The following is a 13594-nucleotide window of genomic DNA, read 5'->3' on the forward strand; positions in this document are numbered from 1 at the left end:
GTCATTGTCCAATAAGTGTACTGGCAATATTTTCCCATTCCTGGTCTAAGGAAAGGGCCGGTCTTTTTTTTCCTGCTTTAGAATACCAGTAGTCGGCATTCCAAATATCACCTTCTTTACGGTGCAGGTAAGCATGAATCCAGGCCGCATTTTTATCTTCAATATCCTGGATGATGTTGTGTGATTGTTCCCAGTCTCCCTTCCCTTCATACCAAAGCGATCGAAGATAGACTGATAGTTCCGCAGGAGGGGAAACTTGTGAAAGACTTTCCCTGAATTGTTCAAAGTTCATTTTCAAAAATAGTAATCCTTCAGAAACAAAGTTGCGTGTCAAGACAACAGGAATTTTATTTTTTTAATTCCTCTTTAGGGGATAGGGGTTAATTTTACCGCATGGCAAACCCCAACCTGAGTAAGGATAAAGAAAATTTAAATGCCGCCGACCGGGAGTTCGAAAACAATATCCGGCCTGCACATATCAACGAGTTTTCGGGGCAGCCACAACTTATCGAAAACCTGCAAATTTTTATCAAGGCGGCTAAAATAAGAGGCGAGGCCCTGGATCATGTATTGTTCCATGGTCCTCCTGGCTTGGGAAAGACGACTTTATCACGTATTGTTGCCAATGAATTGGGAGTGAATATCAAAGAGACCTCGGGACCGGTTATTGAAAAGCCCGGCGACCTGGCGGGGCTACTTACCAACCTGGAGCCGAATGATGTTTTATTTATTGATGAGATTCACCGCCTCAGTACGGTAGTCGAAGAATATTTGTATGCAGCCATGGAAGATTTTCGGCTTGATATTATGATCGACAGTGGCCCCAATGCACGGAGCATACAGATCAACCTAAATCCTTTTACGTTGATCGGTGCTACTACAAGAAGTGGTTTATTAACGGCTCCGTTGTTATCAAGATTTGCCATTAAATCACGACTCGAATATTATTCTGCTGAAACATTAAATAAGATCATTCACAGGTCGGCCGCAATCCTGGGAACTACCATTTCCAACGATGCAGTAGCAGAAATCGGCCGCAGAAGTCGCGGCACCCCCCGTATTGCTAATGGCCTTCTTCGCCGGGTACGGGATTTTGCCCAGGTGCTGAATGATGGTGAAATTGATCTCGGCATTACCCAACATGCATTAAAAGCGTTGAATGTCGATGAATATGGATTAGATGATATGGACAATCGTATCCTGCTCGCCATTATCGAAAAATTTAAAGGAGGACCCGTTGGTATCACTACGATAGCAACCGCCGTTGGTGAGGAGGCCGGAACCCTGGAAGAAGTGTACGAACCTTTTTTGATACAGGAAGGGTTTATGCAACGAACTCCGCGGGGCCGGGAGGTAACAGCAAAAGCCTACCAACACCTCGGCAAGATAAATCCCGGTATGAACACTGCCGGTACCTTATTTTCTTAGGCTAAGTAAAACATTGGCGGCCCAATCCTTTCACTATTCCTAAATAGATTGTAAGTTTGAGAGCATAATTCTTACAGCTACAACCATTTTCCTCAAAGAAACCCGTGACTTATCCTTTATCTCCAGCATCATGAAAAGTCACTGACGCAGGTAGCAAATATGGCCGTCATTATCCTTATGCTATGAGGAATCATCTGTCAATGAATCAAACACTAGCAGATGAGAAGAACACTTACCCTGATCGTTATTTATTTATGTTGCTTGTCTCTCCATGCGCAGGTAAAAACAGGAAACATCAACGGCATTGCAAAAGATAGTCTTGATCAACCAATCGCTTTTGCTACTGTAACGCTTGCATACCTGCAAAAACCGCAGACATTTTTACAGACGACATATAGCAATGAAAAAGGATATTTTAATTTTTCAAAAGTAGACACCGGCAGCTATTTACTGCAAATCACACATACCGGGTTTATAGCAAAACAACAGGAAGTAATAATCACTATTGATCAACAGGCAGAACTGGGGGTGGTAGTACTGGCAAGAAAAGGAACCGAACTCAAGGCCGTGACAGTAGAATCCAAAAAGCCGCTGGTAGAAGTAGAAGAGGATAAAGTGGTTTTTAATGTTGAAAATGATCCGTTGGCGAAAACAGAATCGGCGATGGATATTTTGAGAAAAACACCTTTTGTAACCGTAGATGGTTCGGATAATATTACTGTCAATGGTCAAAGCAGTTTTAAAGTATTGCTGAATGGAAGAGAAACATCCATGTTTGCCCGAAACGTAAAAGATGCATTAAAAGGTTTTCCGGGATCGCTTATCGTAAAACTTGAAGTGATTACATCCCCTTCTGCGAAGTATGATGGTGAAGGAGTGGGCGGCATTATCAATATTATTACAAAGAAAAAAACAAAGGGCTATAATGGATCGGTAACTGCGAGTTACACTACCAACCAGGAGTATTATCATAGCGGTAACCTGTCGGTCAAATTAGGAAAATGGGGACTTAGTCTTTCTCACTATCTTAATAATGGCGATAAAGTGCCCAGCAGTTCCTATAGCCAGACTGTTCCTTTTACTGCAAGCGTATACAGCCGCAGAACGCTGGAGGGAAAAACGATTGTCAACTCCCACGGTACTTCAGAAAATGCTGAATTGGTTTTTGAAGCGGATAGTGTCAACACTTTTTCGCTCTATGCCGGGCGTTACGATAGCGATAACAAAACATTTTCGAACACCTATATAACCACGGAATTTCCGGCTGACCCCCTGGTTACTGCAAGCCTCAATGAAACCAATCATACGGTTTATCCCGGAGAAAATATCGGTCTTGATTTTATTTCAAAAGGAAGAAAAAATAAAGAAAAAGAATTTTCCATCAGGCTGAGTGCCGACAGGGGAGAAGATGGATCGGCCATGCATAGTGTGCAGGATAGTTACTCGGGCAAAAGATATATTATTAACAACAATGATGCGGATAATGAACAATTCATAGCACAAATGGATTACATCCTTCCATTTAAAAATAATCACCGGCTGGAAGCAGGTACAAAGCTGGTCATGCGAAGGGCCAGTTCAGATTTTAAAAGCCTGGTAAAATATGATGCCGCCGCGGCATATGAGCCATTGCCCAGGAATACGGATTATTTTAACTATGAACAGGATGTTTACAGTGCTTACAGCATCTATAATTTAAAAACGAAAAAAAGCAGTTATAAATTTGGCCTGCGGGTCGAAAAAACCATGGTACACGGAGATTTTGTAACTTCTAAAACTACGGTGAAGCAGGATTATATTAGCTTTCTGCCCAACGTTCAATTTTCCTGGAAGCTATCCAAAGCATATAGCCTGGTGCTATCCTATAATAAGCGGCTGCAGCGTCCCTATATCTGGAACCTGAATCCTTTTATCAATACAAATGACTCGCTGAATATTTCCTATGGTAATCCTGAACTGGATCCACAGACTTCACATAGTGTCGCCATGCAAAACCGTTTTCAAATGGGCTCTACTTTCCTGGGGATTACATTTACAGGCAGCTATAGCAATAGCAGTATTGTTTATTATTCTTTTTTTGATCCGACGACAGGTGTTACTGTCAATACGAACGCTAACCTTGGCGAGGATAGAAGGGTAGCCATGAATGCCAACCTGAATACAAGATTTAGTCCTAAATGGAGTTTTTCGCTAAATACAAACCTTACTTACAACAGGGCACGAAACAAATACGCAAGCAGGCCGCCCAACGAAGGATTTAGTGGTTATGCCACGATGAATACGAGTTATGCTTTCTCAAAAAGATTTATCATGAGTGGCTGGGTCAGCTATTGGCGGCCATCAGTCAGTTTTCAATCGGTAAGAAATAGCAATGTGTGGTACAATACAGGCCTTACATATAAAATGATGAAAGAAAAACTAAGCCTGACTGTTTCGGCACTCAATTTTTTTGAGAAAGAAAAGATCTTTGCCAGCCAGGTCAACGAAGATTTGTTTTGGAAAAAATCAAAATCCATCTACCCGGGCCAGGTATTTACATTTGGTTTTACCTTCAACTTTGGCAAACTACAGGAAAGAGTGTCAAAGAAAAAAGGCGTCTCCAATGATGACCTGATGGGGAAAGAAGCAAATTGAAAATAGTGAAAGAGATAGATTCTTTTAGTTCTTAAAATAAAAAGGGATTGAGCGGCTGTCCCCTCAATCCCAAAAATCTTATAAACCTGCCTGCCGGCAGACAGGTCCCGTTCAGACTATTGTACCACCAACCTGAAACCGTTCCCGTGGATGTTCACGATCTCAATCTTTGGATCATCTTTCAGGTACTTTCTTAATTTGGCAATATACACATCCATGCTGCGGCCATTAAAATAAGTATCGCTGCCCCAGATTTTTTTCAAAGCCTGGTCTCTTGGTAAAAGATCATTCAGATGCTCCGCCAACATTTTCAGCAATTCATTTTCCTTGGGTGATAAGGTTTGCGTGATGCCACTATGTGTCAACTGGCGAAGTTTGGGATTGAAGTGATAGCTGGCCAGGTCAAATTCCTTGTTCTCTGTTTCCTTATTGATTTCCTCGTTTCTTTTCAGGATAGCTTTTATTTTCAGCATCAGCACTTCGCTGTCGAATGGCTTGGTGATATAATCATCCGCCCCCAGTTTATAACCCTGGATGATATCATCTTTCATTGTTTTGGCACTCAGGAAAAACAGGGGAATATCCGGATCTACATCTCTTATTTCTTCGGCCAGGGTGAAACCGTCCATGTTGGGCATCATCACATCCAGCAGGCAAAGGTCAAATTTCTCCCGTTGAAAAGCGGCAAGACCCAAACGGCCATCTCTTTCCAGCGTGACATCATAGTCGTTTAATTCAAGATAGTTCTTCAGTACACTTCCTAAGTTTGGATCATCCTCGCACAACAAGATTTTGGGTTTCTTTCCTTCCATAGTTTTTATTTTATAGTTGTTAGACGTACAAATAAAATTAAATCATTTGCCAAACATGGCCACGGCTAACTAATATTTTGTTAAGAGTACCTGCATTTACCTTATTCATGGTCATTTTTTAAATTTGCTGTTCAATACTACTACTATATTATGGCAATGCATATAACACCAGATAACAGGTTGAAGAAGCTGATCGTAATTGGCGATCGTCTATTAATCAAACCGACCAAACCTCATGAGCAAACCGCCAGTGGTCTTTACCTGCCACCGGGCGTGCAGGAAAAAGAGAAAGTGCAACAAGGTTATGTCATTAAAACAGGTCCGGGTTATGCCATCCCCATGCCGGTTGAAGACGAGGCCTGGAAAGGTGAGGAAGAACAGGTGAAATATGTGCCGCTGCAGGCAAAAGAAGGCGATCTCGCCATTTTCCTGTTAAGTGGCGCAACAGAAGTGATGTACGAAAATGAAAAATATTTTATCGTGCCACAGAGTGCCGTGCTGATGCTGGAGCGGGAAGAAGATCTGTAAATGCCGGTTAATACTTTTTTTCTACCTTTCTATTAAAATAAAATCAATGGCTGACAGTGCAAAGTTTTTACAGGCTGTAAAAGATGGTTATACATTCAAGGGCGATAGTTTTAAGATTGGCTGTGCCATGCTGGATGGCGAAGTGGTAGTCGGCGCTGATGTGCAGATACCTTTTAAGACAATGAACCGTCACGGGCTGATAGCGGGGGCTACAGGAACGGGAAAAACAAAAACATTGCAGGTATTAGCAGAAGCATTAAGTGACGCCAGTGTGCCGGTTTTATTGATGGATATCAAAGGCGATCTCAGCGGTATTGCTGCTGAAGGATCAGTAAATGATAAAATAAGAGAACGCTATCAAAAGCTCAACCTGGACTACAAACCTGCTGCTTATCCTGTAGATCTTTTAACCTTGAGTCATCAAAAAGGAGTAAGACTGAGAGCCACCGTAAGTGAGTTTGGCCCTGTGCTGCTTTCAAAGATTTTGGGATTAAATGACACGCAGGGCGGTCTTGTTGCCATGATCTTTAAGTATTGTGATGATAACAAATTGCCATTGCTTGATCTGAAAGATTTTATTAAAGTGCTTCAATTTGTCAGCGATGAAGGAAAAGCGGAGCTGGAAAAAAGTTATGGTAAAATATCGACTACTTCCACAGGAACAATACTGCGGAAGGTGATCGAGTTGCAACAGCAGGGTGCGGATGTTTTTTTTGGCGAAAAAAGTTTTGAGGTGGATGATCTCATGCGCATCAGTGATGATGGCCGCGGCATTATATCCATCGTCAGGGTAACGGATTTGCAGGACCGGCCAAAGCTTTTTTCTACGTTTATGCTGCAACTGCTGGCAGAGTTATATGCCACCTGTCCTGAAGAAGGTGATTTGGACAAGCCGAAGCTGGTGATGTTTATCGATGAGGCGCACCTGATCTTCCAGGAAGCCAATGATGCCTTGCTACAACAAATTGAAACGGTCATCAAGCTGATTCGCTCCAAAGGGATCGGAATTTATTTCTGCACACAAAATCCGATGGATGTTCCGGCTTCGGTGTTAGCTCAGTTGGGACTAAAAGTGCAACATGCTCTTCGTGCATTTACCGCAGCTGACCGGAAAGTAATCAGGCAGACCGCAGAAAACTACCCCGAGACAACCTACTATAAAACAGAAGACCTGATTACCCAACTGGGAATTGGCGAAGCCCTGGTAACAATATTAAATGAAAAAGGTATTCCAACGCCGTTAGTACATTGTATGCTTTGCGCACCGCGAAGCAGGATGGATATTTTGTCTGAAAGGGAAATTGATGACATCGTTAGTAAGTCGAAGATTGCAGCTAAATATAACCAGGTAATCGACAGTCAAAGTGCCTACGAAATATTAACCGATAAGCTAAATGAAGCAGCTGAACGATCTGAAGAGATCGAACGGCGGAAGGAGGAAGAAAAGCAAACAAAAACTACCGCCAAAAAAGAAAAAGGTTTTTTTGACGACCCGGTTGTAAAAAGCATGACCCGCACTGCGGGTAATACCATTGTCCGTTCTTTACTGGGAGCATTGGGCCTGGGTGGAAGAAGCAGAAGAAGAAGCCTGTTTTGAGCGATGAATCAATCAAGACTCCAATCAATACGCCACCTCCGGATAATACTGCCTGCATATAGTTATAAAGGCTAGTTAAAAGCTTATGTCTGCCTGAGCCAGCCTTTATCATCAATTTTAATTTTATTCTCAGCCTGGAGGAATTCAATCACCTTCCAGGCTTTTTCTTTTTTAACGTCATTTAGTTGTAACAGCAGATCTTTTATATGTATAACTTTTCCTGGTGTTATTTTTAAAATAGCCGTATGGATGGAATCAAACTCCTGTCTGGTTAATTCAACTGTTTTCTGGCGGAGACAGTTGTCGCAAATGCCACATGGCTTTAATGCATCATCGCCAAAATAGAAACCGATCACCTGGCTGCGGCATTGTAATTCTTCTTTTACAAAGTGGATCATTTGTTTTGACCGGCTTAGGAATTTTTCCTTTCGCTGCTTATAAGCAGCCATGTTGATCGTCAGCTCTTCTGTTTTGATCCTGTTCCTTAAAAAATACAATTGTGGTGTATCTTTTCGGGGAATATATTCGATGATACCGGCCCTGTCGATTTCATGGAGCTGCTGTTTGACTTCCTCTACGTCCTTCTTTATTAGTTGGGCGACTACCAGTTCAGAAATAAAGGAAGGATGATCAAATATTCCTTCATAGGCACGCAACAACGTTTTGAGTACAGGCTCTAATCTGGAATTGTCAGCTTCAAAACTGTACAGCCGATCCTTTGTAACAGTAAACTGCACGGTGGAGGGGCGAAAGACCTGCTCATTAAATGAAAGCCAGCCTTCCTGCTCCAGGGCTTTCAATGAGTAAAGTGCAGTGTGGCTGTCATGTTTAAATTTTTTCAGAAAATCCGCGATGTCAAAATCATAATAGATCCCTTCACCAACTCCTACAGGTATCTGCAGATAATTGGCGACGGAATGATATATTTTCCTGATCTCATCCTGTGGAGGAAAACGTAAAGCAGCTAACTCAGCAAGCTCTGAAAGTTCCTTTTCATCATACAAGAGAACTGCATAAGCTCTTTTCCCATCACGGCCCGCCCGACCGGCTTCCTGGTAATAGTTTTCCAGGCAATCCGGCATGTCTGCATGGATAACTGATCTTACATCCGGTTTGTCAATACCCATTCCAAATGCATTGGTGCAGACAATCACTCTTATTTTGTTATTGATCCAGGCTTCCTGTTTCCTGTTTCTTTCTTCCTGTGCAAGGCCGGCGTGATAATAATCGCTGGAAATATTTTGAAGATGTAATAGCTCGCTGATCTCTTTGGTTCGCTTCCGGCTTTTACAGTAAATAATACCCGTGCCTGGTACTTTGTTTAGTATTTCAATGATCTTATTGATCCTTGAATCAACATGAAAGACACTATAAGAAAGGTTAGCTCTTTCAAATGATTGCCGAAAAACTTTCCAATGTCGTTGAGAATCTTCTATTGGCATAGACTGCTCGCCTCTCCTTTGGAGAGGGGTTAGGGGTGAGGTTAATTTCTCACAAATATCTTTCTGCACTTCGGGGTTTGCCGATGCGGTTAATGCCAAAACAGGAACACGGGGTAATTCTTCCCTAAGGGCAGCAATTCGCAAATAAGGCGGGCGAAAATCATAACCCCATTGCGATATACAATGGGCCTCATCGACAGCGATCAACTCTATACCCATGCCGGGCAGATATTCCTTGAATAAAGCTGTTTCTAATCTTTCGGGTGAAACATATAAAAACTTGCAGTTACTTTCCGTAACAACTTTGAGAGTGTTGACCACTTCCTTATAATTCATGCCTGAGTAGATAGCATAAGCCGTAATGTTTTTTTTTCGCAGGTGCTCCACCTGGTCCTTCATCAAAGCGATCAATGGAGAAATAACCAGGCAGGTTCCTTCTTTTGCCATAGCTGGCACCTGGTAACAAAGTGATTTGCCTCCTCCTGTCGGCATCAGGGCAAGAGTGTCATTTCCATTCAAAACAGCATGAATAATTTCTTCCTGTAATGGACGAAAAGAATCGAAGCCCCAGTAAGTTTTTAGAAGTTGTTTTAGGTTAAACATTTACTGTGGTCTATATTTCGAGAAGTAAGAGGCTCAGATCTGGTATTTTTTTTGAATTCTTTGTCTGCGGTTAATAAGGTTAGCTGATATTTTATGGCGGTAGCTGCAATTATCGCATCAGGTGTTTTGACACTGGTTTTTTGCTTGACATGAATGGCAATATCCTTAATAGTTTCATCAAAAGGAAGAATGATGCAGTCCTTTACAAGACTTTCTCTTTTTTGCAAGCTTATTCCCTGTATATATTTTACTCCTAAAAATTCGACTTCCGAGATAGTTGATATGAGGAAATTATTTTCAGTGTAAGGTTGTAGTTGGGGTCTGCCCTCAAGATAATAGACAAGAATATTTGTATCGGCTAAAAAAGATTTAATCCCATTCACTTCTTACCTTTTTTTGAAATTCAAGACCATCTACCTTGCTTTTACAAACACCAAAATGTTTGGAGATATTTCCCCTGCCTTTCTTTTTTTTTATATTAGCCTGCAGTTTTTTTATCGCTTCTTCCACTTGTTTTTTTGTAGCATTTTTGGGGAGCTCTATTATCATACCTACTTATTTCAACACAATTTAAAAAAATTACTCCACTTTCTTTACGAATAGCCTTCCTGAATTGATTGCCAGTACCACGTCACTAAGACCCATCACCAATGCGGCGAAACCTGGTTTCAGGAAACCTAATGCTGCTACTGGAATGGCAACAATATTGTAAGCAAAGGCCCAGAAAAGATTTTGTTTGATCGTAAGAAATGTATGTTTACCCAGGCCCAGCGCCATCGGTAATTTTTTTAATCCATAATTCATCAATACAACCTGTGCAGTTTGCATAGCTATTTGTGATGCATCACTCATAGAAATGCCAACAGAGGCTTTTGCCAAAGCAGGTGCATCGTTGATGCCATCGCCCACCATAGCGGTTGGGGTCAAAGCATTAAGATTAGCGACCTTTTCCAGTTTTTGTTCGGGGGTTTGCTCTGCAATCACTTCATCAATGCCCAATTGATCACCTAAAGCTTTTGTCTTTGCAAAGCGGTCTCCACTGAGCAAAATGGTTTTGATATTCTTTCCATGTAAATAATCAACTACCGTTTTTGCTTCAGGTCGTAACTCGTCTTTGACATCGACCCACCCGAGCAGTTCATCATTTTTGATGACGTACACATTATGACCATCATCTTTTGTAAAACTCTCCGCTACTTTGAATGAGCCGGCTGTATAGGTATTGCCTTCTTTATCCTCCGCTTTCATACCAAGTCCCTTTATTTCTTCTATTTTTTTCCAGCGGATCTCATCTTTTATTTTCCATTCCCTGCTGATGCTCCGGGCAATTGGATGGTTGGAATATTTTTCCAGGGAGAAAGCAATTTTCTTAAACTCTTCTTCAGTTATACTGCCTTGCTTCGTTAACTCCCACTTGTCAACTATAAACTCCCCGGTTGTTAGAGTTCCTGTTTTATCAAACACCACTTGCCGGATATTCTTAAATGATTCAAGACTTCTTGCATTACGAAACAAAATTCCATTTCTTGCTCCCCGGCCAAGGCCAACTGCAATAGCCGCCGGCGTGGCAAGACCCATGGCGCAAGGACAAGCAATAACCAAAACTGCAATGCTCCGCATCAATGATGGGGTAAAGTCTTTTAGAATGATCCAGTTGCCGATCAAGGTAACCACTGCAATGCCAAGAACAACCGGGATAAAAACAGCGCTTATTTTATCAGCTAATTGCTGCACCGGTGGCTTTTCACCCTGTGCTTGCTTTACCAGGTTGATGATGCCGGATAAAACGGTATCATTGCCGGCAGCAGTTACATAACCTTTTATTGTCCCATTGACCAATATGCTGCCGCCAATCAGTTTGTCTTTACTTACTTTATGAACCGGGATACTTTCTCCTGTAATGATGGCTTCATTTACATCCGCTTCACCCCACAGTATTTTGCAATCGGCGGGTACCTGTTCGCCGGATTTTATTAGGATCAAATCCCCACTCCTGAGCTGATCGCTTTCGACAGGGAAAATATGTTCCTGTTTCTGATCATCGTATGTAATCATGTTGGCCATTACTTTCTGCGATTTGGCCAATTTGTTTAATGCTTTTTGAGTAGACTTCACCGAAGCTTCTTCCATATAATTGCCGAGAAAAACCAATGTAATGATGGTGGCTGTTGTTTCATAAAACATGTACTGTTCAGCTTGCCCGGTCAATGTGCCATACAGGCTATAGATAAATGATGACAAGGCGCCAATGGCAATAAGCACATTCATATTCGGCATGCCATTGCGAATACTTTTCCAGGCGCTTTTACCAAAAAAGCTCATGCCGACAATAAAAACCGGTAGGGTGAGTGCAAATTGTAACCACGGATTCATGAGCCAATGAAAGTGTACACCGGGAATCATATCCAGCATAAGAACGGCCGTGAAGGGCAAACAAAAGAAGAACCGCTGCAGGTGAGAATGAAAAATTTTTCTACTACCATCTTCGTGTTCGTGAGAATGACCATGTCCTTGATGAGCCAATTTTTCGTCCACCACTTTATAACCAAGATCATTGATGCCCTTGCTGATTTTGTCTTTAGCAACAGCATTTTCTTTATCAAAGATTACATCACCGGTAGCAAAATTCACCTTCACATTCTTCATTCCTTGTTTTTCCAGGTAACGGTGAATATTGATTGCGCAGGTATTGCAATCCATGCCTTCTACTTTCCATTGAATTTTTTCCATAATAACTACTATTGATATAACAAAAGGCAGGCTATCTTGTTGCAAATTTACTGAGCAGTAATAACGGGGTTATTTTTACAACAATGAATATTGGCAACAGGGTTGCTATTCTTTTAAATTTGCCGGATGGAACTTATTTTTTCATTGGATACCATTCAAAAAACTGCAACGACGTTTTGGAAATTAGTAGAAAATGCCAGGGTATTTGCTTTTCATGGTAACATGGGGGCCGGTAAAACCACCTTTATTCATGCCTTGTGTGATGTGAAAGGAGTGAAAGATGTGGTAGGTAGTCCCACTTTTTCCATCATCAATGAATATATCTACGCAAATGGAACCGGTAAGATATTTCATATCGATCTTTACCGGCTGAAAGATGAAGAAGAAGCCATACAAGCAGGGGTAGAAGATTGTTTATACAGCGATCATACCTGCCTGGTAGAATGGCCTGAGAAGGCTAAGGGTATTTTCCCGGAAGATACAGTGCATGTTTACATCGATACTGTAGATTCCTCTTCGCGACGGCTCAGAATAGATAGGAATTAACTATTTTTGAAAAAACAGTATTGTTACTGACTGCCAACTTCCATGAGCCAGCAAAAACCAAGGATAAGCACTTCATTCAGCTACGAAACATTAGAGGAAACCTTAGACATTAAACCGAAAGCAGAAGGTATGATGATCGGGATTCCCAAGGAATTTGCTTTCCAGGAAAATCGTGTCGCATTAACCCCCGATGCAGTCAGCGTATTGATCAGTAATGGCCACCAGGTAGTAATCGAGCATAATGCCGGCGACGCATCTCATTTCCGTGACAAAGATTATAGCGAGGCCGGAGCCAAGATTGTATATGAGAGAGCCGAAGTGTACAGAGCACCGATATTGGTTAAAAGCGCTCCGGTAATTGAAGAAGATCTTCCCCTGCTCCAGATGAACCAGGTGATTATTTCTCCTATCCATCTTTCGGTGTTGAAAGCAGAGATACTGGAAAAAATGATGGAAAAGAAAGTAACTGCTATTTCTTTTGAAAACCTCAAAGACGACAGCGATTCTTATCCAATTGTTCGCAGCATGAGTGAAATCGCCGGAAGTGCGGTAATGCTGATAGCTGCTCAATACCTGAGTTCAGCCAATCATGGAAAAGGAGTTTTGTTAGGCGGCATATCCGGTATAGCGCCAACCAAAGTTATCATCATCGGCGCTGGTATTGTTGGTGAATATGCAGCGAGAGCGGCATTGGCATTGGGCGCCTCTGTCAAAGTTTTTGATAACAGCGTTTACCGGTTAAAAAGGTTACAGAATAATATTGGTCATCGTCTGTGGACATCAGTGATAGAACCCCGGATGTTAGCCAAGCAATTAAAAACTTGTGAAGTGGCCGTGGGTGCACTCGGATCTGAAACCGGAAGAACACCCATGGTAGTGACGGAAGAAATGGTCAGCAATATGCGACCCGGTTCGGTGGTTATTGATGTTAGTATTGATCGCGGCGGATGTTTTGAAACAAGCGAAATCACTTCGCATGAGCATCCTATTTTTATGAAGTATGGTGTCATACACTATTGTGTTCCCAATATTCCATCCGGGTTTTCACGAACGGCTTCCCAGGCTATCAGTAATGTATTAATGCCACTGTTACTGGAAGCAGGTGAAGAAGGTGGTTTTGAAAAATTGGTTTGGCACCGCGTTCATCTTCGCAGTGGTATCTATCTTTTCAAAGGAGCCTTGACTAATTTTTATTTGAGTGAACGATTTGATCTCAAGTATACCGATCTCAACTTGCTGATTGCGAGCCAGCGTTAATTTATAGAAGTGCATTC

The 13594-nt window shown here is 41.9% G+C and carries 12 protein-coding genes; 6 read left to right on the top strand and 6 right to left on the bottom strand.

What is annotated here, in order from left to right:
- Window position 1 precedes the first annotated feature (1 nt).
- Window positions 2-334: a hypothetical protein gene (locus tag ACFEL9_RS14430; RefSeq protein WP_385891276.1), complete on the bottom strand. Its 333-nt coding sequence runs from the start codon at window positions 332-334 to the stop codon at window positions 2-4.
- A 59-nt stretch (window positions 335-393) separates the two neighbouring features.
- Between ACFEL9_RS14430 and ruvB the strand changes: the two genes are divergently transcribed.
- A complete protein-coding gene (gene ruvB / locus ACFEL9_RS14435) occupies window positions 394-1428 on the top strand; it encodes a Holliday junction branch migration DNA helicase RuvB (protein ID WP_385891279.1) in 1035 nt (344 codons plus the stop codon).
- 219 nt (window positions 1429-1647) lie between these two features.
- Window positions 1648-4062, top strand: a complete 2415-nt coding sequence (locus tag ACFEL9_RS14440) for an outer membrane beta-barrel protein (RefSeq protein ID WP_385891282.1) — start codon at window positions 1648-1650, stop codon at window positions 4060-4062.
- 116 nt (window positions 4063-4178) lie between these two features.
- Here ACFEL9_RS14440 and ACFEL9_RS14445 read toward each other — a convergent pair whose 3' ends face one another.
- Window positions 4179-4874 (bottom strand): response regulator transcription factor, encoded by a 696-nt coding sequence (locus tag ACFEL9_RS14445; RefSeq protein ID WP_385891285.1) that lies wholly within the window; start codon window positions 4872-4874, stop codon window positions 4179-4181.
- A 150-nt stretch (window positions 4875-5024) separates the two neighbouring features.
- Between ACFEL9_RS14445 and ACFEL9_RS14450 the strand changes: the two genes are divergently transcribed.
- Window positions 5025-5402 (top strand): co-chaperone GroES, encoded by a 378-nt coding sequence (locus ACFEL9_RS14450; RefSeq protein ID WP_385891288.1) that lies wholly within the window; start codon window positions 5025-5027, stop codon window positions 5400-5402.
- A gap of 46 nt (window positions 5403-5448) precedes the next feature.
- Window positions 5449-6999, top strand: coding sequence for a helicase HerA-like domain-containing protein (locus ACFEL9_RS14455; protein WP_385891290.1), 1551 nt, complete (start codon window positions 5449-5451; stop codon window positions 6997-6999).
- An 83-nt stretch (window positions 7000-7082) separates the two neighbouring features.
- Here the strand turns inward: ACFEL9_RS14455 and ACFEL9_RS14460 are convergent, their stop codons facing one another.
- The 4 genes from ACFEL9_RS14460 to ACFEL9_RS14475 are packed head-to-tail and all read right to left on the bottom strand — an operon-like array spanning window position 7083 to window position 11774.
- Window positions 7083-9044 (bottom strand): RecQ family ATP-dependent DNA helicase, encoded by a 1962-nt coding sequence (locus ACFEL9_RS14460; protein ID WP_385891293.1) that lies wholly within the window; start codon window positions 9042-9044, stop codon window positions 7083-7085.
- A complete protein-coding gene (locus ACFEL9_RS14465) occupies window positions 9032-9427 on the bottom strand; it encodes a type II toxin-antitoxin system VapC family toxin (RefSeq protein WP_385891296.1) in 396 nt (131 codons plus the stop codon). Before ACFEL9_RS14465 ends, ACFEL9_RS14460 begins: the two co-directional genes overlap by 13 nt.
- On the bottom strand, window positions 9414-9593 hold the full coding sequence (locus ACFEL9_RS14470; protein WP_385891298.1) for a hypothetical protein: 180 nt from the start codon (window positions 9591-9593) through the stop codon (window positions 9414-9416). Before ACFEL9_RS14470 ends, ACFEL9_RS14465 begins: the two co-directional genes overlap by 14 nt.
- A gap of 30 nt (window positions 9594-9623) precedes the next feature.
- Entirely contained in the window at window positions 9624-11774 is a 2151-nt protein-coding gene (locus ACFEL9_RS14475; protein WP_385891301.1) for a heavy metal translocating P-type ATPase, read from the bottom strand.
- A gap of 126 nt (window positions 11775-11900) precedes the next feature.
- Between ACFEL9_RS14475 and tsaE the strand changes: the two genes are divergently transcribed.
- Window positions 11901-12320 (top strand): tRNA (adenosine(37)-N6)-threonylcarbamoyltransferase complex ATPase subunit type 1 TsaE, encoded by a 420-nt coding sequence (gene tsaE, locus ACFEL9_RS14480; protein ID WP_385891303.1) that lies wholly within the window; start codon window positions 11901-11903, stop codon window positions 12318-12320.
- A gap of 42 nt (window positions 12321-12362) precedes the next feature.
- Window positions 12363-13577 (top strand): alanine dehydrogenase, encoded by a 1215-nt coding sequence (locus ACFEL9_RS14485; RefSeq protein ID WP_385891305.1) that lies wholly within the window; start codon window positions 12363-12365, stop codon window positions 13575-13577.
- The last annotated feature ends 17 nt before the right edge of the window (window positions 13578-13594 follow it).

This window comes from Terrimonas alba (assembly GCF_042434975.1).
Taxonomy (GTDB): domain Bacteria; phylum Bacteroidota; class Bacteroidia; order Chitinophagales; family Chitinophagaceae; genus Terrimonas_B; species Terrimonas_B alba.